Here is a 19,936-nt window from a genome sequence, read left to right on the forward strand (position 1 = left end):
GCTTCGTCTAGCTTACTGCACTTTCATTGTGGCAATGTCAATAAACCAGTTTTGTGGTTGTACAACACCTGTCACTTTCTTGTTCATGGCGCGTGGACCCACGTCATGTGCAATCCAGACGAACGGTGCGTCTTCAACAATGCGCGTGTGCAGCTTAGCCAAAGCTGCGTCACGTGCTTTGTCGTCAAACGTTGTGCGAGCCGTTGTTACCAAGGCTTCAACTTCTGGGCTGGCATAGTAGCCCCAGTTGTTCGACACGGGTGGGAAGGTACCCTTGCTGCTGAAACGCACCATACCGAAGAAGGGATCCATCGACGAGAAGCTGACGTTCGTTGCACTAGCGCCATTGGCCGAAGGATCTTTTGCACCCTTGCGCCAGTTGGTGAAGAGCGTGTTCCACTCGATCACGTCGAACTGAACGTCAAAGAAGCACTTCTTGAGCGACTGCTGAACGAATTCGTTCATTGGCAGAGGCTGCATTTGGCCCGAACCCGAAGCCGAGATCTGGATCTTGACTTTCAATGGCTTGGCTGCAGAGAAGCCAGCTTCTGTCATCAGCTTTTGCGAGCCTGCAACGTCATACTTGATGTCAAACGATGGCGTGCCGAACCAAGGGTGTCCTGGAGCCATTGTGCCTTTTGGAATGCCCATCAGGCCACCGAGCAATGTTTTCAAGCCCTCACGATCCACACATAGGTTCGCCGCGTGCCGTACGCGCTTGTCAAGCCATGGTGAACCTTCGGCGAAAGACAACTGCCAAGGCCAGACGTGCGGCTGTGGGTTGCTGTAAATGTTGAAGCCACGCTGTTTGATCTGGGGCAGGGCGTCCGGTGCGGGTGCCTCAATCCAGTCAACCTGACCAGAGAGCAATGCTGCTGTACGTGCATTCGCCTCAGGGATTGGCAGCAATACTACGCGGTCAATCTGTGTCTTGCGCTTGGCATCCCAGTAGTCTTTGTTCGCAACCATTTCCAGACGCTCACGTGGAACAAAACGCGCCATCTTGAAAGGACCGCTACCCGACGCATCGGCAGCGAAGGCTGCCCAGGCTTGTTTGGCGCGCTCAGCTGGAGCGGCTACCGAGGCAGGGACCGCCTTGAGCTTGGCATTCCAATGTGCTGGTGACGCGATGAACAGGTTGGTCAAGTTGATCGGCAAAAAGGCGTCTGGCTCGCTCGTGGTGAGTTCGACTGTCATGTCATCAATTTTCTTCGCGCTACGCAGCGTTGGCATACGTGAGGCAGTCACACCGACTTGTGAGGCATCAAAGTGTAGGGCGTCTTTATCAAGAACCTTTTGTACGTTCCAAACGATAGCGTCCGCGTTGACGGGTGAGCCGTCGTGAAACTTAACGCCTGGACGCAGTTTAAAAACCCACTTTGTTTTGTCGTTTGCGTCCACTGCCCACGAAGTAGCCAGGCCTGGGATGACTACGCTGGGGACGTCTGATTTGGAGAGGTCCCATTGTGTGAGGGCGTCGTACATTGGAATACCGGTAAACCGGTTTCCTTCAAAGCCTTGGTCAGGCTGACCAAGCGTACGCGGAATGTCGGCTGCAGTCATGCCAATACGCAAGACTTTTTCTTGAGCCGAGGCGGGCATCGCAGAGGCAACCGCGAGTGCGGCGGTGAGGACGGTAAGCCCTAAAGGCTTGCCCATTAAACGGGATATCAACGCCTGTTGTTTCATGAGTTCTCCAGAAGTACGATTGACGCGGTTAAATGTAAACATGTTGTGCAACAAAAAAACAAACCTAAAATATGTCAGTTCAAAGTGCCTTGCCTTATGAAACAAGCAATAATCGTGCCAAACCGAACTTAGTTCGGTCGGGTCTCAAAGCGTCCTAACAAAAGGTTCTAGCGAATCGAGTAAAAGGTTGCCTCAAGGTGGGTAGGCCTGAACTATTTTGGTGCAGCCGATCCATTTTGATGCATTTATATCCATACTGGTGCACGCAGTTCCACCCTCTAAGTTAAACCAATCCATGACTATGAAACTACTTCTCATAAACCCTAATACCTCGTCACCAATGACCCATGCTATTGCCCAGGGCGCCAAAGCAGTTGCCGCGCCCACGACGGAGATTGTTGCGGTGCAACCGAGTTTTGGGCCACTCTCAATTGAGGGGCACTATGACGAGGCGTTTGCCGCAGCAGGCGTGGCTGAACAGCTTCGTCTGGCGCAAGAGAGCGGGGCCAATCCTGCTCCAGATGCCGTGGTGATTGCGTGCTTTGGGGATCCTGGCTTGGAAGCCGCGCGAGAAATCACGCGGGCCCCGGTGCTTGGGATCGCGGAAGCTGGGTTTCATGCCGCCAGTATGCTTGCTACGGGTTTTTCGGTGGTCACCACGATGACGCGCACCTGCATCATTGCCGAACGCTTGGTGCAACGCTATGGGTTTGAGCATCAGTGTCGAGGCGTTCACGGCACGGATATCGCAGTGCTGGATCTCGAGGACGCGGGTAGCACGGTGATCGATCAAATCGAGCAGACTGCGCGTGAAGCGCTCAGTCGCGATCGCAGTGGAGCGATCGTTCTAGGATGTGCTGGAATGACAACCTTGTGCCAAACGCTGACAGAGCGCTTGGGCGTTCCTGTGATTGACGGTGTGGCCGTTGCGGTAAAGTTTGCCGAGGCCTTAGCAGCGTTGGGCTTGGGGACCAGCAAGCACGGAGATTATGCGACCCCATTGCCTAAGGTTTACACCGGCTGGGCGTCGCCGTTTGGCTGGCCTAAACGCTGAGTATCGAGACAACTCTTTGCTTACTCGGCCTCAGTCTCTCGTTGCGATTCATGTTGTTGCAGTGCTGTTTGGCGCCACCGGAATTTTTGGTGCCGTCATTGAGGCCAACGCCGCCGTGATCACGTGGGGGCGTGCCGTCTTCGCGGTGCTGACGTTGGTGCTGGTGGGTGGTGCGCTAGGAGAGCGTGGGTTCAAACAGGTATTTGCACAGGCGCATGGTTGGGCTTTGTTTGGTTCTGGCGCAATGCTCGCCTTGCATTGGGTAAGTTTTTTTATATCCGTGAAACTGGGCGGTATTGCGGTCGCAACCCTAGGCTTTGCGAGCTTTCCTGCCTTCATTACATTAATTGAATGGGGCATACTCAGAGAGCGTATTCAGCGTGTAGAGTGGGTGCGACTTTTTGTTGTGTCGTTGGGCTTGCTCTTAATTACCCCATCTTTTGACTTGCACGATATTGCAACGGAAGGCTTGTTGTGGGGGTTGCTGTCAGGCGCTTCCTTTGGTGTGTTGGCGGTGATGAATCGCCGCGTGCTCTCGGGGGTGAATGCGTTTCACGTCGCGGGCTTGCAGAATGTCGTCGTTTGCGTCTTGCTTACCCCTTGGGTCTTTTCCGAGCTGCGTACGGTCTCTGTAAATGACTGGTATCTGATCGCGGCACTCGGAGTCATTTGCACTGGGGTTGCCCACTTACTCTTCGTTTCAAGCCTGCGGTGTTTGCCTGCACGCACGGCTGGTCTGGTTGTCGCGTCCGAACCTCTCTACGCGATTGGATTCGCGTGGATTCTATTCGCCGAGGTTCCGAGCGCGCGGACCTTGGTTGGAGCGGTTATGATGGTAGGCGCAATCTTTAGTGCCAGTTTGGCGGTGCATCGCGCAAAACACTAGATCTCTATGAACTCAAACGATCAGTCTGTTTCTTCCTTGTCCGCTGTGCCCAGAGAGCTACGGGTGCGTGATGTCATGTCCGCCACGATTAGTTGCGTCGTACCGGCCTTTAACGAAGCGACGAACTTAGGTGTTTTGTTGCCACGTTTGCAGTCTGTATTGGCGCAGACGGGCGCCAGCTGGGAAATTGTCGTCGTTGATGATGGAAGCCGCGACAATACTTCGCAATTGATGGGGTCTTGGACTGCAAATCCTGGTTTCCGCTACGTTCAGCTCTCTCGTAATTTCGGGAAGGAGCCGGCAATTACCGCTGGTATTGAAGCGGCGATCGGCGATGTGGTCGTCATTCTGGATGCAGACTTACAACACCCGCCCGAGTTGTTGTCCAAGATGATCGAGCGTTGGGCTGTCGGTGTGGATATGGTCTACGCTGTGCGTGCAAATCGAGACGATGAAAGCTTTACCAAGCGTTTGGGTACGCGTGTGTTTTATTCGCTACTAAAAGGTGCCCGTGGCGTTCGTGTGCCTCCACACGCAGGTGATTTTCGGCTTATGGATCGCAGCGTTGTCGACGCTCTCTTGCGCTTGCCGGAGCGCAATCGATTCATGAAGGGTTTGTATGCTTGGGTCGGGTTTAATTCTGAGCCCATCGAGTATGTGCCGGACGCTCGTCAATATGGGGAGTCTCGCTTCGGTATCTTGAAGTTATTGCGTTTGGCGCTCACAGGGCTGACGGCATTTACGACTTGGCCGTTGCGCGCGGTTAGCTTGTTTGGCTTCCTCGTTTCAATGTGCTCATTTACGTATGGGCTGTACATTGTGATCGAGTACTTGTTGTTCGCCAACCCAGTGGATGGGTGGCCCACGATTGTCACAATTCTCTTGTTTTTCTCTGGTATCAATTTGATCTCTCTTGGAATCGTAGGCGAATACATTGCTGGGATTTTTGACGAGGTCAAAGGGCGTCCGCTGTATCTCGTGCGCCAAACGCAGGGCCGACCTTATACGCAGGGCGCAGAGCATGGCCGCGTCCTACCGCGCGAATGAGCGACAACACGACACCGATCGTGGTGTGTGCTGATGACTATGGGCTAGAACCTGGAGTCGATGAAGCGATTGTTGCCTTGGCAGCGCGCAGACGTCTTAGCGCGACCGGTTGCCTTGTTACCGCGACAGGTTTCGTGCATTCTGCCCCAGCACTAAAGGCTTTACCCATCGACGTGGGTTTGCACTTGAATTTCACGGAAGATGTTGGACCACCCGGCGCCTACCGTCCCCTGAGCTCGCTCATGGCGCTCGCTTACGCAAGACGCCTCGCCGCCACGACCGTCCGTCAACAGATTGAGCAGCAGTTGGACCTGTTTCATGACCACTTAGGACGTGCGCCTGATTTTGTCGATGGACATCTGCACGTGCATCAGTTGCCCGTGATCCGAGAAGAACTTGTAAGCGCCTTGCGCGTGCGGTACGGTGCTCGCCTACCGTGGTTACGCGACACACGCCCAACGCACCTCGCGTCCGCGCTGCCGTTGATGCAGCGCATAAAAGCCCATGTGATCGGAGCGCTCGGCGCCCGCGCATTTTCCGTTCTAGCTCGAGATCTTGGCGCGGAGCAAAACAATGGATTTGTTGGCGCCTATGATTTTTCGCGTGCTCACCCAGATTACGCTTGGATGTTAGAGCAATGGTTGCTCAATGTGCGCGCTTGGACTGTATTGATGACGCATCCCGCAATTAGCGCAAGCCCTAGGCTAGCCTTCGGTCAGGACCGCCGGCGTGAATTCCAGGTGCTCGCAAGCGATGGTTTTTCAGAGCTACTAGAGCGCTTTAATTTGCGTGTAGCGCGACTTTCTACTCGGACGTCTCAGGTCTAGGTTCTGAGAGCGCTTGAATCTCCTCTCGACCATAGAATTTAACGCCTAGAGCAATGCGCTCGCGCCCTTGTGCTCGGCGATGCCGATTGGTGTCGCGCAATGAGTACACACAGCCGCAGTATTCTTGTTGATAGAACTCTTCGCGTTTGCTTATTTCAATCATGCGGGCAGACCCGCCATGTTTGCGCCAGTTGTAGGTCCAATATGTAAGTGCGTCGTAGCGCGCGGCCGCTCTTTCACCGCAACCGTTGATCTGTTGCATGTCTTTCCAGCGGGAAATTCCCAAGGAGCTGGTGATAGTGTCGTAGCCGTGCTCGTAAGCGTATAACGCCGTTCGTTCGAAGCGCATATCAAAGCACTTGGTGCAGCGTTCGCCTCTTTCCGGCTCATTTTCTAAGCCCTTGATGCGGTCGAACCAATTGTCGACGTCGTAGTCGGCATCAATAAAGCCGATACCATTCTTTTCGGCAAATCGAATATTTTCGTTTTTTCGAATCTCGTATTCTCTTACCGGATGAATATTTGGGTTGTAAAAGAAAATATCGTACTGAATACCCGCTACAAGCATGGCCTCCATCACCTCTCCTGAGCAGGGGGCGCAGCAGGAGTGCAATAAAACCTTGGATTTACCCTCAGGCAGGGTTAAGGAGGGACGCAGGGTATCTTTCACGATGAAATCTGGCGGGAATAAAGAAGATGAGTTTAATCGTTATTCGCCCAAAACCGCCTCCCATAGTTCTCGGACAGCCGCTCGCGCTTCTTTGAGCTCTGAGGAGGGTACGCGCGCACGGTCTGCGCCCTGAAGGCGAACCTCGTGCTGCCTTCTACGCAAATCCCGGTAGGCGTCGGCTGCGCGAGCCGCGAGATCTTGGTCTAGCAGGCCTGCGTCGGCAGCAAGCCGCAGTAAAGCGATATTGCCTAGATTGCTGATCAACTCCGGATGATTTTTACTCTGCGTTAAAACCAAGTACTGCGTAACAAATTCTAAGTCGACCATACCCCCGGCATCGTGCTTTAGATCAAAATCAGGGCTTGGGTTCGGGTGGCCAGAGGTCATTTTTTCACGCATTTTTCGCACCTCTGCGATTAATGCAACAGGATCACGCGAGGCCGCCAAGACTTCTTGGCGAATTGCTTCGAAGGCGTCCCCAACGGCACGATTGCCGGCCGCATAGCGGGCCCGTGTGAGGGCTTGATGTTCCCAAGGCCAAGCGTGTTCTAGCTGATACTTGCGAAACGCTTCAACGGATACGGCCAATAGCCCCGCATCGCCGTCAGGACGTAGACGCAGATCCACATCATAAAGGCGCCCGGAAGAGGTCATTGTTGATAGCCAGGAGGTCATCCGCCGTGCGAGCTTGGCATAGACTTCTGCAGCATCCTCCCGAGGATCATCGTATAAATAGACGAGATCTAAATCCGAGGAGTATCCCAGCTCTTTGCCGCCGAGCCTTCCGTAGGCGATGATGGCCAAACGCAGGCTTGGGCAGGCCTGGCCCTCCTGGGGTTTGCACACCAAGGGCCAGACACGCGCCAGAGTCTCATCCAGAAGCATGTCGGCCAAGGCGGATAGTTGGTCTGCTAGGCTCTCAACCGAGAGAGCACCCTCAAGATCTTGCGCGAGCAGCTGAAAACTGAGTTGCCGTTGCATGTCTCGCATCAGGTTCATCTGCTGCTCAACATCAGGCGAGCCATCCGGCAAAACACATGCGTCAAGATCCGTGCGCATCGCCTGACCCGCTTGCTCATAGTTGATGGGGGTCATCAACGTGTGCCATGCAATCAAGCTATCAAGGACGACAGGATTTTGTATGAGATATTGCGCAGCCCACGGACTGGCGGCCATCATTCTGGCGATACGTGCAAGGGTCTCAGGGTATTCGGCAAGTAAGGCCAGGTAGGCGCTGCGTTGCGTGACCTGTTCGATCAAGTCGAGCATACGCAAAGCTGCCGTCATGGGTTGCGCTGTTTGATTGGCAGCGTCCAGGGCGCTCGGTAAGAGGGTGTCGATTCGCGCTTTGCTGGAGGCAGAAGCCGAGCGGACCCTGCTGCCATCTAGAAAGGCCTCCACCCGTTTGGTGAGGGCGCTTGCATCCTCACCGAAGTGGGATAAGCTCCTTTCCAATGCCGACAGGGTAGTACCGGAATCTCCGATTTCTGACGAGGACATCGCCGTTGTTTTCTTGGGTGGCGCAGGTTCGTCGCTGAGGCCAGCGAGTCGAAACGCATCTCGGAATGTGTACGCCACAAACTCGCGATGTTGCTCCAACGTTTGGGTGAACTCAGGCAGCGACATGCGCATGGCGTGTGCCAGTTCCGCCATACGTGAGGGATCGCTTGGGAGAAGGTGAGTTTGAGCATCTTCAGCGTATTGCAATGCATGCTCGGTGCGTCTTAAAAACACATAAGCTTCCGCGAGATGTTTCACGGTCAAGGCAGGCAAAATGCCTGCGCGGCGCTGCGCTTGTAGTGCATCGAGTAGGCCCCGTTGTTGAAGGGCCGGCATTTTGCCTCCACGAATCAACTGCGAGAGCTGAACGACAAACTCGATTTCGCGAATACCGCCTTCGCCGAGCTTGATATTAAGACGTGAGTCCACGCCTGGACGCGCCAACGCTTTGCGTTGCCAGTCTTGACGAATACGTTCTCGTAGCGACCGCAGTGCTGCTAGCGCATCAAAGTCAAAGTATTTTCGATAGACAAACGGGATGCGCATACTTTCTAAGTGCTGCACATTAAGTTTTGAGTCACTATCTGTGAACGCACGGGCTGGCATCGGCCTTGCTTTGAGCCATGCATAGCGCTCCCATTCACGGCCCTGTGTGAAGAGATACTGCTCAAACGCGTCTAGGCTCCAGGCAAGCGGACCAGAGTCGCCATCGGGTCGTAACCTCAAATCTGTCCGAAATACTTGGCCATCTGCGTCCATTTCGGAAAGAATGGGCATCATTCGTTGCGTCAATCGACTATAGAATTCGTGATAACTGATCTCTCGTGGACCGTCTGTTTCCCCTTCGTCGCCATACAACATCACAAGGTCAATGTCTGACGATACGTTTAGTTCACAGCCCCCGAGCTTTCCCATTCCGATGATGAGCATTTCTTGTGGAAGCCCTGTAGCCAGGTCACGGGGAATCCCATGTGCAGCCACCAGATCTGACATAACAGTCAGGTATGCCTGCTCGACGGACCAATCGGCTAGCTTTGTCATGGCAGTGACCACTTCGTCGATCGGGGCTAATCCACCCAAGTCTCTGATCATGGCGAGATAAAAAGTGCGTTGACGCAGTTGCCTGAGTACTTTGCGGCAAGTCGTCGGGTCCATTGCAACGCCCTCGGCGCCTAATCCCCGGAGTTCGGCGAACCACGTCTCAATGCGCGCGGCGGTAATTGGCTCTTGGCAAGACTGCTCCAACCATTCTGCAAAATCGGGTTTTGCTTGAGTCAGACGGCGCAGGACTCCAGACCAGGGAAGGGAGTGAGAGATCAGAGATTGGGTCATTCTGAATTTACGTTAGGACAGCTTCTTTAGTTTGGGTTATAAGTTTGCACAATACCGCACAGAACGTTGTGGACGAAATTTTGGCTTGTAAATAGTTTTGCGAATTATCAAAAATACCCTACGAATACTGGTAATAGCCATGCTGCTCGCTTATGGCCTAGCGGCGTTGGGCATGCTGGTCGTTCGGTTTTGGGTTGTACCCCATGCCAACGATTGGCGTCCCCAGATCGAACAGCGTTTATCTGTCGCCTTGGATGCAAAGGTCACGATAGATCAAATTTCGGCAAGTTGGTCAGGACTAAATCCTACTTTGGCTGTGCAGAACCTGCGGCTGGTTAGTCCCCAAGGTGAGGAGTTTTTACGCGTACCTGATGCGTTTGCTGTGATTGGCTGGCGTAGTTTGTTTGTTTGGGATCTGCGCCTAAAGCAGTTGGAGATCAACGGCTTCGAACTCTCCGCGGAGCGGCGCACGGATGGCTCTATCGTTATAGCGGGCCAGACGCTGAGCGAATTGCCCTCTCAACATGTTCAACTTGATGCAGAAGCCTTGGCGGTGAGGTGGCTGCTGGATCAAGGTCATATTCAGTTGCGTGACGCGCAACTGGTTTGGCATGACCGCCTGCGTGAGGCTCCCCCGCTCGAGTTGCACGGCATAGACGTTGACATTGTCAACAGCCTATTTTCGCATCAGTTGCGCATCCGTGCCTCGCTGCCAGCGTCTCTTGGTACTCGAATTGAATTTCTTGCCAAAACGCAAAATAAATTGAACCCGTTGGCCTCGCATGAAGCAGGGCAAGCAACACTTTTTTTTGAGTTAGATGATTTTCAACCGAGCGCGTGGGCACCTTGGCTAGATTTACCAAAAATAGAGGGGCGTATTCACGCGAGACTTTGGAGCGATGTGAGTGCGGGGCATCTGACAAATGCAACGGTTGAGCTTGCAGGCTCCTCCATCAGCATGTTGATCCCTGAGCCTACGCAAACAGGCTTGCAATTAGATCAACTGAAGATGCGTGTCGCTGGGTTTCCAGGAGATGTGTTTATCGGTGACACGTGGCCTATCTTTTCTCGCTCTCCCGATCGTTCTGGACTGACAATTTCTGCCTCGGGTAAGACCATACATTTACAAGGAGGGCTATTTGAGCCAGATCGCTTAACTGTTGATGACCTCGCGTTCCAGGGACAGCTTGTCCGCAATACAGAGGGCGTTCTATTGGTTACGGCCAAGCAACTAGGCGTCAAAACTGCAGGTTCCGATATCCTGTTGACGGGCACTTGGAGTCCAGGCGGCGACTCCGAGGCCGGATTGCTGGATTTAAATGGAACGCTGACCAATCTACCCGTTGCAAACTTGCACCAATACGTGACCACTGCCGTGGACACCGAGTCAAGGAAATGGTTGCGTGACGCTCTTAAGCTCGGTAGCCTGACCCAGGCTAGTGTGCGAGTGCAGGGCGACCTTACGCACTTCCCATTTAACCGCCCTGGTCAGGCCGGTGTGTTCAAGATTCAGGGTTCTGTTCAGGATCTCGTGATTGATTATGACGTCGAAAATTCTGGAAAATTAGGCTGGCCCGCTTTGATTCTTGAGCAAGGCGCGGTCACACTAGACAAGCTATCGTTAGATGTGCGTAGCAGCCGTGCCGCACTATTTGATGCGCACGGGGGACGCATTGCTGTTCAAAACCTTGCCGCCTCGGTTCCAGACCTTGAATCATCACTTTTATTGACTGTTCAAGCACAAACCCAGAATTTAGCCGAGGACTATTTGCGCGTGCTGCGTGGGACGCCTTTGGCTAAGGACATGCTTGGTGCTCTTGATGCAATAAAAGTGAGCGGCTCTATTGTTGTTCCTTTTTCCATGAAGGTGGATTTAATTGAACAGCAACCAACATTCGTGCAGGGCGCAGTCCAACTCCGTGAGAACGTCGTGAGTTACTCCGATGATTTTCGTTTAGACGCGGTCCAAGGCAGCATAGCTTTCACTGATGAGAGTTTCAATATTGAGGCGCTTAGAGCCCAGTTTTTAGGTGGTGCGGTGCGTCTCACTGGGGGCTGGGGTCGCGCGCAATCGGGTCTGAGTTTCGAGGGCGATTTGACGGCAGACGGGGTGCGCAAACTCAGTTCAGCCAAGACCCTGACAGTGTTTACTGGCAAGACAAAATATGCGGGCTCGATTAAGCCCCTGCCTAGGTCAGGGTTCGATGCGCAGCTCACGTCCTCTTTAGAGGGGATTGCGATTAAGTTGCCAGCTCCACTTGGTAAAGGCGCCACACAGCGGCTTGGATTGTCTGCGCGGTGGACACACACGCCTGCGCAGAAAGGTGTAGAGCATGCGCTGAGCGTATCTTTTGGCGATATTCTAAGCGGCAGGTTCGAGCGTGCAGCCGGAGCGCGTTCCACGACGTTTTTTAACCGAGCTGCGTTCGCAACAGGTGCCAAAGCGATTTTGCCGACGTCGGGCTTGGTCGTCGATCTTAAATTAGATCGGATCGACTGGGAGGACTGGAGGGTATTTTCGGAGAATCTCGGCGAGTCGACTTTCAGCAGACCGAGCGCCAACATTGTTCCTATGTTTCAACAGTTCAAGCTAACTGCGAACCAATTCCTTTGGGGTGAAATGCGCTTGACGAACTTGTCGCTTGCTGCAAATAAACAAGACAGGAATAAGTGGAGCGCGCAGTTAAAGTCTGAGGAGACTGAGGGCTTTGCCTCTTGGCAGGAGGCGCAAGGTGCGGTCTCTGGTCGCGCGTATGCGCGCTTCTCGAAACTTGCACTAGGTTCTGCGAGTACTAAGCAAGGGGAGCCTCCCAAGACGGACATGATCGACGAGAAGCAATGGTCCGAGATGCCTGCGGTAGACCTGACGATAGATGACTTCACTTTGTTTGGCAGTCGGCTGGGAACACTGCGACTCGTTGGCGCTACGGTGCGTCGTGGTGAAGATTGGAAAGTTGAGAACCTAGAAATAAAAAATCCCTATGCCACGTTATCGGCGAAGGGGGATTGGCGCCTGAGTGGTCCCAACCGCGGAGTGATCCTTGACGCGAAGGTTGATATCGTAGACCTTGGAAAGTTATCCGACATGATGGGTTACCCCGATCGAGTTAAGGGTGGACAAGGAACGCTAGCTGGGCGCGTTGATTGGGGCGATTTTCCCTGGGTGTATCGCTATGGTGGCTTGAACGGCAAGGTGAGTATTTCACTCAAAGACGGTGTCTTTGCTCATGTGACATCGCGAAGCGCTCGACTGTTAGAGTTACTTTCCCTTCAGTCCCTACAGCGACTGTTGAGTTTGAATTTCCGAGTAGGAGATGAGTTTAAGGACGGTTTTCCTTGGAATACGATCGATGGGAACCTGCTGATTGAGGCTGGAGTCGTTAAGTCTCAAGACCTGGTTGTCCGCAGCCCAGTTGCTTCGGTCGCCTTGACCGGTGGGTCAGACTTGGACAAGAAAGTTTGGGATATGCAGGCTGACGTCAAGCCACGCTTCGATTTAAGCGGTACTGCCGTGGCCACCGCGTTTGTCGTCAATCCGCTAGCGGGGCTTAGCGCCTTGTTAACCCAATACGTGTTGCGTAACCCGATCGAGAAGGCCATGAGCGTTCAGTATCAGGTGAGAGGACCTTGGGACGATCCTATCCTAGAGCCAATCGAGGCGCCGGCGTTGCCGCCAGCCCCCGCGGTGCCAGGCGGCTAATTATCTCTTCATCATATCGAAGAATTCAGCATTGTTTTTAGTCGAGCGCATCTTATCTAAGATGAACTCCATGGATTCGACTTCGTCCATGTCGTGAATAAATTTGCGTAACACCCAGATTTTTTGTAACAGCTCTGGTTTGATGAGCAGTTCTTCGCGACGTGTTCCCGATTTGTTCAGGTTGATCGCTGGGTAGACGCGTTTTTCGGCCAAACGGCGCTCGAGGTGAACCTCTGAGTTGCCGGTTCCTTTGAATTCTTCGTAGATGACCTCGTCCATACGGCTGCCGGTTTCGATCAGTGCCGTACCGATAATGGTGAGTGAGCCACCTTCTTCAAGGTTTCGTGCAGCACCAAAGAAACGTTTCGGACGTTGTAGCGCGTTGGCATCCACGCCGCCTGTCAATACCTTGCCAGAAGCTGGGACGACTGTGTTGTACGCGCGTGCTAGGCGCGTAATTGAGTCAAGAAGAATCACAACATCTTTCTTCATTTCAACCAGGCGTTTGGCTCGCTCAATCACCATTTCTGCGACTTGAACGTGACGCGTGGCAGGTTCGTCAAAGGTCGAGGCTACGACTTCACCGCGCACAGTGCGCTGCATTTCCGTGACTTCCTCGGGGCGCTCATCAACAAGCATAACGATCATGACTGCATCTGGGAAGTTCGTTGTGATGGCGTGTGCAATGTGCTGCATCATCACCGTCTTACCCGACTTCGGGCTCGCCACAATCAGTCCGCGCTGGCCTTTGCCAATCGGCGCGAAGACATCGAGGATGCGACCAGTCAAATTCTCTTCACTCTTGATGTCACGCTCCAGCACCATTACTTTGTCAGGGTGCAGAGGGGTCAAGTTTTCAAACATGATGCGATGTTTGATCGCCTCGGGTGGGAAGCCGTTGACTTTATCGACCTTGACGAGTGCGAAGTAACGCTCGCCGTCTTTGGGGGTACGCACTTCGCCTTCAATCGAGTCGCCAGTATGTAAGTTGAAGCGACGTATTTGGGATGGCGAAATATAGATGTCATCTGTACTTGCCAAGTACGAGGTGTCAGGCGAGCGCAAGAAGCCAAAACCGTCTGGTAGGACTTCTAGAACGCCGTCTCCAAATATTTGCTCGCCTTGTTTGGCTCGGCGCTTCATGATGGCAAACATCAGTTCTTGTTTGCGGAGCCGGTTGGCGTTTTCGATTTCCAGGCCTGCGGCCATTTCGAGCAGCTGCGAAACGTGCTGCGCCTTCAATTCGTTAAGGTGCATTGATGTGCTTATAGAAAAGTGACTTCAGTCAAGAAGCGGGATATGAAAGAGCTCAAGGGTATTTGATGCAGAACAGCTCGCGCTAAGCAGAGTCAGTGGCGGGCCTCGAAGGGGCCCGCGCGTGGAAGCGATTTAGATCGAGTCGTTCAGGAATGCGGTCAGTTGTGATTTTGATAAGGCGCCCACTTTTGTCGCTGCGACCTTGCCGTCTTTAAACAACATTAGTGTCGGAATACCGCGAATGCCAAACTTGGCTGCAGTTTCAGGATTTTCATCCACATTTAATTTGGCGATTGTGACTTTGCCGGCGTACTCTGCCGATACTTCTTCTAGCATTGGTGCAATCATCTTGCAGGGGCCGCACCAGGCTGCCCAGTAATCTACCAACACGGGTTGGGATGATTTAAGCACGTCCGCATCAAAGCTGACATCGCTCACGTTTTTGATGTGTTCACTCATGGTTTTCTCTTGAATTTGGTCGTGTCCGGCTCACAGGCTGGGACATCGTTTTGTCATTAAAGCATAACATCTCGTCTTCGTTTTGGCATTTTCCGTAAAATGACCCTCTTTTCTACTGCAGTAGGGGATAACTTGAGTAATCAGTCGTATAACGAAGCATCCATTCGGGTCTTAAAGGGACTTGAGCCCGTGCGCCAGCGTCCCGGTATGTACACCCGTACCGAAAACCCCCTACACATCATCCAGGAAGTGATTGATAACGCCGCAGACGAAGCGTTAGCCGGTCATGGCAAGCAAATTCAGGTCACCCTTCATACCGATGGCAGCGTGACCGTCGAGGATGACGGTCGCGGTATTCCCGTTGGGCTGCACCCCGAGGAGAAGGCCCCAGTCGCCGAACTTGTTTTTACGCGGCTGCACGCTGGGGGCAAGTTCGATAAGAAAGGAGGCGGTGCTTACGCTTTTTCTGGGGGGCTTCATGGTGTGGGTGTCTCGGTCACCAACGCACTGTCGAAACGGCTAGAGCTTGTGATTTGGCGAGACGGCGGTGCCCATCGCATGGTCTTCGGTGATGGTGCTGTGGTGGAGGCGCTCAAGCTTGCTCCGGAGCTATTGCGCAAAAAATCAGGCACACGCGTGCGAGCCTGGCCGGACGCGAGTTTCTTTGATTCCGCGACAATCCCACTGAACGAGCTCACCCATTTGCTGCGCAGCAAGGCCGTTTTGATGGCGGGTGTAAAAGTTAGCTTAACCAATGAAAAGACGGGCGATACTAAAACTTGGCAATATGAAAATGGCTTGGCCGGATATCTAACTGAGGCCCTCGATGGCACAGAGCTACGCGTGCCTCTTTTTGGCGGAGAGCAGTTCGCGGGAGCGGATCACGAGAGTTTTGCTGACGGGGAGGGTGCACAGTGGGTCGTGGCTTGGGCTGATGAGGGTAACGTCGTTCGTGAGTCGTATGTCAATCTGATCCCAACGCCAGCGGGGGGCACGCACGAGTCCGGCTTGCGCGAAGGGTTATTTGCTTCCGTGAAGTCGTTTGCCGAGTTGCACGGCTTGTTGCCTAAAGGCGTCAAACTGCTTCCCGAGGATGTGTTTGCTCGCACGAGTTTTGTGCTGTCTGCTAAAGTGCTAGACCCACAGTTTCAGGGGCAGATTAAAGAGAGGCTCAATAGTCGAGATGCAGTTCGTCTGGTCGGCGGTTTTGTGCGCACCTCGCTGGATCTTTGGCTTAACACGCACGTTGAGTATGGGAAAAAACTTGCCGAGTTAGCGATTCGCCAGGCCCAGGCGCGAGCGCGCTCTGCTCAAAAAGTAGAGAAACGAAAGAGCTCAGGTGTAGCCGTGTTACCCGGCAAGCTGACTGATTGCGAGTCGTCCGACGTATCACGCACAGAAGTCTTTCTGGTTGAGGGCGATTCGGCAGGGGGCTCTGCCAAAATGGGTCGAGACAAGGAGTTTCAAGCCATCTTGCCCTTACGTGGCAAGGTGTTAAATGCTTGGGAAGTCGATCGCGATCGTTTATTTGCCAACAACGAAATTCACGATATCTCTGTCGCAATCGGTGTGGATCCTCATGGCCCAACCGATTCGCCTGATCTTTCTGGCTTGCGTTACGGTCGTGTTTGTATCCTTTCGGACGCAGACGTGGATGGCTCGCACATACAAGTACTTTTGTTGACGCTGTTCTATCGCCACTTTCCGCGTTTGGTGGAGCTCGGACATGTGCACGTGGCTCGGCCGCCACTATTCCGCGTGGATGTGCCATCTTTGGGTAAGCGCCCCGCACGCAAAATCTATTGCCTGGACGCTGGTGAGCTTGACGTAGTGCAGGACAAATTACGTAAAGAAGGTGTGCGCGAAGGCTCCTGGGACATCAGTCGCTTCAAGGGGCTGGGTGAAATGAGTCCCGAGCAACTTTGGGAAACTACGATGAATCCGGATACCCGGCGTATGTTACCTGTGGGCTATGGATCGCTGGATCCTGAGGCGACCACCCGCATGTTTGATATGTTGATGGGCAAGGGCGAATCCGGTGCACGCCGGACGTGGCTAGAAGACAAGGGTAATCTTGCAGAGGTTGATATTTAAATGAATGATGGTTCTCAACCCGGGTTGTTTGACCCTTCCTCCCCCGCCGAGGATTCCCTGACTCTCGGGCTATACGCCGAGCAAGCCTATTTGGATTATGCCGTATCGGTGGTGCGTGGACGCGCCTTGCCAGATGTGGGTGACGGACAGAAGCCGGTCCAACGCAGGATTCTCTATGCGATGCAGGCCATGGGCCTGCAGTCCGGCGCCAAGCCGGTCAAGTCAGCCAGAGTGGTGGGTGATGTGCTTGGTAAATATCACCCTCATGGTGACCAGGCTGCCTACGATGCACTGGTGCGGATGGCACAGCGGTTCTCTTTGCGTTATCCCTTGATTGATGGGCAAGGTAACTTTGGCTCGCGCGATGGAGATAATGCCGCTGCCATGCGCTATACCGAAGCGCGTCTGACGCCTTTTGCACGGTTGTTGTTGGAGGAGCTTGACGAGGGCACGGTTGACTTCATCCCAAATTATGACGGCAGCCATCAAGAGCCTCAAATGCTGCCAGCGCGCTTACCCGTCATGTTGCTCAACGGCGCTTCGGGAATTGCCGTGGGGATGGCGACAGAAATCCCTGCGCATAACTTGCGCGAAATTGCTCAGGCCTGCGTGGCGTTGCTCAAGCAGCCGAACACGTCAGACGAAGCGTTGTTTGAAATGGTTCCAGGTCCAGACTTTGCTGGAGGCGGGCAGATCATTACCCCTGCAGCCGAAATCGCTCAAATCTATCAGTCGGGGCGTGGCTCAATCAAGGCGCGGGCAAGGTGGCAGTTCGAGGAAATGGCGCGTGGTCAATGGCAATTGGTGGTCCACGAGTTACCCCCAGGAGCCTCTTGTCAGCGAGTCCTTGAAGAGATCGAAGACCTCACTAACCCTAAGGTAAAGGCGGGCAAAAAGAGTCTCACGCCAGAGCAGCAGCAGACCAAGTCACAGATGCTGGCACTGCTAGATGCTGTACGTGACGAGTCGGGTAAGGACGCTGCCGTGCGTTTGGTTTTTGAACCGAAGACCTCCAAGATCGATCGCGACGAATTCGTCAACATCCTGCTTGCACAAACGAGCATGGAAACCAGTGTGCCGATCAACTTGGTTTGCATTGGCACGGATCACAGGCCACGCCAGAAGGGCTTGCGGCAGGCACTGCTTGAATGGATAGGCTTTCGCACTGACACGGTTCTTCGCCGCACTCAATATCGGTATGACAAGGTCAGCGACCGGATTCATGTGCTTGAAGGTCGGATGTTGGTGTACCTAAATGTCGACGAGGTGATCCAGACAATCCGTGAGTCTGACGAGCCACGCGCTGCGCTAATGAAGCGTTTTAAGCTCACCGAGCGCCAGGCCGATGACATTCTCGACATGCGCTTGAGGCAACTCGCGCGCCTTGAAGGAATAAAGATAGAGCAAGAGCTCTCTGAAAAGCGCGCAGAGCAAGAAAAGCTCAAAGAATTGATTGATCAGCCGAGTGCACTGAAGCGTCTCATCGTGAAGGAAATCGAGGCAGATGCTAAGCAATATGGGGACGATCGGCGAACGCTGATTAAAGTTGCTGAACGCGCCGTGATGGAAGTGCGCGTACTTGACGAACCCGTCACTGTGATCGTCTCGCAGAAAGGTTGGTTGCGTGCACGCCAAGGTCATGGGCATGATGCGTCCCAATTCAACTTCAAAGCGAGCGACGATTGTTATGGCGTCTTTGAGTGTCGCAGCACCGATACATTGATCGCGTTAGGAAGTAATGGGCGAGCCTATTCCGTTGCGGTCTCAGGTTTGCCCTCTGCCCGTGGGGATGGCGCACCCGTCACCTCCATGATCGATTTGGCGCCAGGTAGCCAGATCGAGCATATGCTTGCCGCTAGCGCGGAGTCGCGTTTTCTATTTTCGACCGCGCAAGGTTTTGGCTTTATCGCAAAAATTGCGGATATGGTGTCGCGGCAACGTGCGGGCAAGCAGTTCATCACACTGGAAGATAAGGATGCGTTGATCCGCCCGGTCCCCGTGTTTGACGGGGCGATTAATCTGGCTCTGATGTCGAGCCGCCAGCGACTCCTTGTCATTCCCCTCGACGAGGTCAAGACGCTCGCTTCAGGCGGGCGTGGCACGATCCTGATGGGGATTGACTCGCCCGATAAGCTTGCGCAATGTGTTCCGCTGTCCAAGGCTGGCATGCGAGTGGTCGGGCTCTACAGAAACAAGCAGGTAGAGGACATCGTTTCGGGAACTCAGTTGGGGGAGTATCTCTCTAAGCGGGCTCGTAAAGGTAAGTTATTAGACATTCGGTCAAAAAATCCGGTGCTTTCGCCTGTTCTTTGAAAGTAAAATGCACAGCTAGGTAATTCTGAATCTTTTAGGGCAGCAAGACTCATGACGTTTCAAGTCACTATCGCACCAAGCCAGCATCAATTTTCGGTGACTGCAGATCAGACCGTTTTGGACGCGGCGTTAGCCGCAGGAATACTCCTGCCTTACAGTTGCCGAAGCGGCGCATGCTCGACGTGCAAAGCTAAAATTGTTTCGGGTACCATCCAGCCTGTTCCGAGCGCAGAGGTGATCCTGACCCCAGAGGAGCACGAAGCGGGCTACACACTGCTGTGCCAGGCTCGTGCCACCAGCGATCTAGTAGTGGAGTCGCGCGAGATTCGCCTAGCCTCAGATATCCAGGTTCGTAAACTACCGTCACGCGTGACCTCGATTACACGTCCAGCCTCTGATGTTGCAGTCTTGCAGCTTCAATTGCCGGCGACCGAAACGTTTAAGTTTTATGCTGGTCAGTATGTTGAGTTGATTCTGAAGGACGGAAAGCGCAGAAGCTATTCGATGGCTAATCCACCTCACGCGTCTGCTGCACTTGAATTGCACATTCGCCACTTGCCTGGTGGCTTATTTACAGATCATGTGTTTGGTGTGGGTGCCACGCAGATGAAAGAGCGAGAGATTTTGCGTATTGAAGGGCCGATGGGTTCCTTCTTTTTACGCGAAGACAGCGACTTGCCGATAGTGATGGTTGCGAGTGGCACTGGTTTTGCCCCAATCAAGGCAATCATTGAACATATGGTGGAGCAGGGTATTAAGCGTCCGGTGACACTTTACTGGGGTGGACGACGTCCGGGCGACCTCTACATGCATGCCATGGCGCAAAACTGGGCAGCAACGATTCCGAATTTTCGCTACGTTCCTGTTGTATCAGACGCACTCCCCGAGGATGCATGGACCGGCCGCACAGGCTTTGTGCATAAAGCCGTCATGGCAGACTTCCCAGATTTGTCTGGCTATCAGGTCTATGCCTGCGGTGCCCCCATCGTGGTGGATTCCGCGCGTCGGGAATTCGTAGCGCAGTGTAAGTTGCCAGACGATGCCTTCTTTGCCGACTCGTTTACCTCTGAAGCCGATTTGGCCGCATTAAAATAGTCGTTATTTCGCA

The 19,936-nt window shown here is 53.6% G+C and carries 13 protein-coding genes; 8 read left to right on the plus strand and 5 right to left on the minus strand.

Annotation, left to right across the window (positions count from 1 at the left end):
• Window positions 1-12: 12 nt before the first annotated feature.
• Window positions 13-1,602, minus strand: a complete 1,590-nt coding sequence (locus KZZ10_RS02420; protein WP_375372527.1) for an ABC transporter substrate-binding protein — start codon at window positions 1,600-1,602, stop codon at window positions 13-15.
• A 388-nt stretch (window positions 1,603-1,990) separates the two neighbouring features.
• Here KZZ10_RS02420 and KZZ10_RS02425 point away from each other — a divergent pair, with 388 nt between their 5' ends.
• From KZZ10_RS02425 to KZZ10_RS02440, 4 genes are read left to right on the plus strand one after another with little or no spacing between them, the layout of a single operon-like run.
• The gene (locus KZZ10_RS02425) at window positions 1,991-2,743 is read left to right on the plus strand and encodes an aspartate/glutamate racemase family protein (protein ID WP_259659911.1); all 753 of its coding nucleotides are present in this window, start codon (window positions 1,991-1,993) and stop codon (window positions 2,741-2,743) included.
• Entirely contained in the window at window positions 2,724-3,629 is a 906-nt protein-coding gene (locus KZZ10_RS02430; RefSeq protein WP_259659912.1) for a DMT family transporter, read from the plus strand. Before KZZ10_RS02425 ends, KZZ10_RS02430 begins: the two co-directional genes overlap by 20 nt.
• 6 nt (window positions 3,630-3,635) lie before the next feature.
• Window positions 3,636-4,676, plus strand: coding sequence for a glycosyltransferase family 2 protein (locus KZZ10_RS02435; protein ID WP_259659913.1), 1,041 nt, complete (start codon window positions 3,636-3,638; stop codon window positions 4,674-4,676).
• Window positions 4,673-5,503: a ChbG/HpnK family deacetylase gene (locus tag KZZ10_RS02440; protein WP_259659914.1), complete on the plus strand. Its 831-nt coding sequence runs from the start codon at window positions 4,673-4,675 to the stop codon at window positions 5,501-5,503. The genes KZZ10_RS02435 and KZZ10_RS02440 overlap by 4 nt, the downstream gene beginning before the upstream one ends.
• Here the strand turns inward: KZZ10_RS02440 and KZZ10_RS02445 are convergent.
• Together KZZ10_RS02445 and glnE are read right to left on the minus strand one after the other, a co-directional pair.
• A complete protein-coding gene (locus tag KZZ10_RS02445; protein ID WP_259659915.1) occupies window positions 5,481-6,173 on the minus strand; it encodes an epoxyqueuosine reductase QueH in 693 nt (230 codons plus the stop codon). The two genes, KZZ10_RS02440 and KZZ10_RS02445, sit on opposite strands and share 23 nt — an antisense overlap.
• Window positions 6,174-6,212: 39 nt before the next feature.
• Window positions 6,213-9,005, minus strand: a complete 2,793-nt coding sequence (gene glnE / locus KZZ10_RS02450; protein WP_259659916.1) for a bifunctional [glutamate--ammonia ligase]-adenylyl-L-tyrosine phosphorylase/[glutamate--ammonia-ligase] adenylyltransferase — start codon at window positions 9,003-9,005, stop codon at window positions 6,213-6,215.
• Between the two features lie 97 nt (window positions 9,006-9,102).
• Between glnE and KZZ10_RS02455 the strand changes: the two genes are divergently transcribed.
• Window positions 9,103-12,705 carry a YhdP family phospholipid transporter gene (locus tag KZZ10_RS02455; protein ID WP_446001713.1) on the plus strand — a complete coding sequence of 1,201 codons (3,603 nt, stop codon included), beginning with the start codon at window positions 9,103-9,105 and terminating at the stop codon, window positions 12,703-12,705.
• Here KZZ10_RS02455 and rho read toward each other — a convergent pair whose 3' ends face one another.
• Together rho and trxA are read right to left on the minus strand one after the other, a co-directional pair.
• Window positions 12,706-13,962 carry a transcription termination factor Rho gene (gene rho / locus KZZ10_RS02460; RefSeq protein ID WP_259659918.1) on the minus strand — a complete coding sequence of 419 codons (1,257 nt, stop codon included), beginning with the start codon at window positions 13,960-13,962 and terminating at the stop codon, window positions 12,706-12,708. It abuts the gene before it with no gap.
• Window positions 13,963-14,094: 132 nt separating this feature from the next.
• Window positions 14,095-14,421 (minus strand): thioredoxin TrxA, encoded by a 327-nt coding sequence (gene trxA / locus KZZ10_RS02465; protein ID WP_259659919.1) that lies wholly within the window; start codon window positions 14,419-14,421, stop codon window positions 14,095-14,097.
• 99 nt (window positions 14,422-14,520) lie between these two features.
• On the opposite strand from trxA, the gene KZZ10_RS02470 reads away from it, so the two are divergent.
• Genes KZZ10_RS02470 through KZZ10_RS02480 form a run of 3 tightly spaced genes read left to right on the plus strand, consistent with a single transcriptional unit; the run spans window position 14,521 to window position 19,923 of the window.
• Window positions 14,521-16,515 (plus strand): DNA topoisomerase IV subunit B, encoded by a 1,995-nt coding sequence (locus KZZ10_RS02470; RefSeq protein ID WP_259659920.1) that lies wholly within the window; start codon window positions 14,521-14,523, stop codon window positions 16,513-16,515.
• Complete coding sequence (gene parC, locus KZZ10_RS02475) at window positions 16,516-18,828, plus strand: DNA topoisomerase IV subunit A (protein ID WP_259659921.1); 2,313 nt, start codon at window positions 16,516-16,518, stop codon at window positions 18,826-18,828. It abuts the gene before it with no gap.
• Between the two features lie 51 nt (window positions 18,829-18,879).
• Entirely contained in the window at window positions 18,880-19,923 is a 1,044-nt protein-coding gene (locus KZZ10_RS02480) for a CDP-6-deoxy-delta-3,4-glucoseen reductase (RefSeq protein WP_259659922.1), read from the plus strand.
• The last annotated feature ends 13 nt before the right edge of the window (window positions 19,924-19,936 follow it).

This window comes from Zwartia hollandica, assembly GCF_019923725.1.
In the GTDB taxonomy this organism is placed as follows: Bacteria; Pseudomonadota; Gammaproteobacteria; order Burkholderiales; family Burkholderiaceae_B; genus Zwartia; species Zwartia hollandica.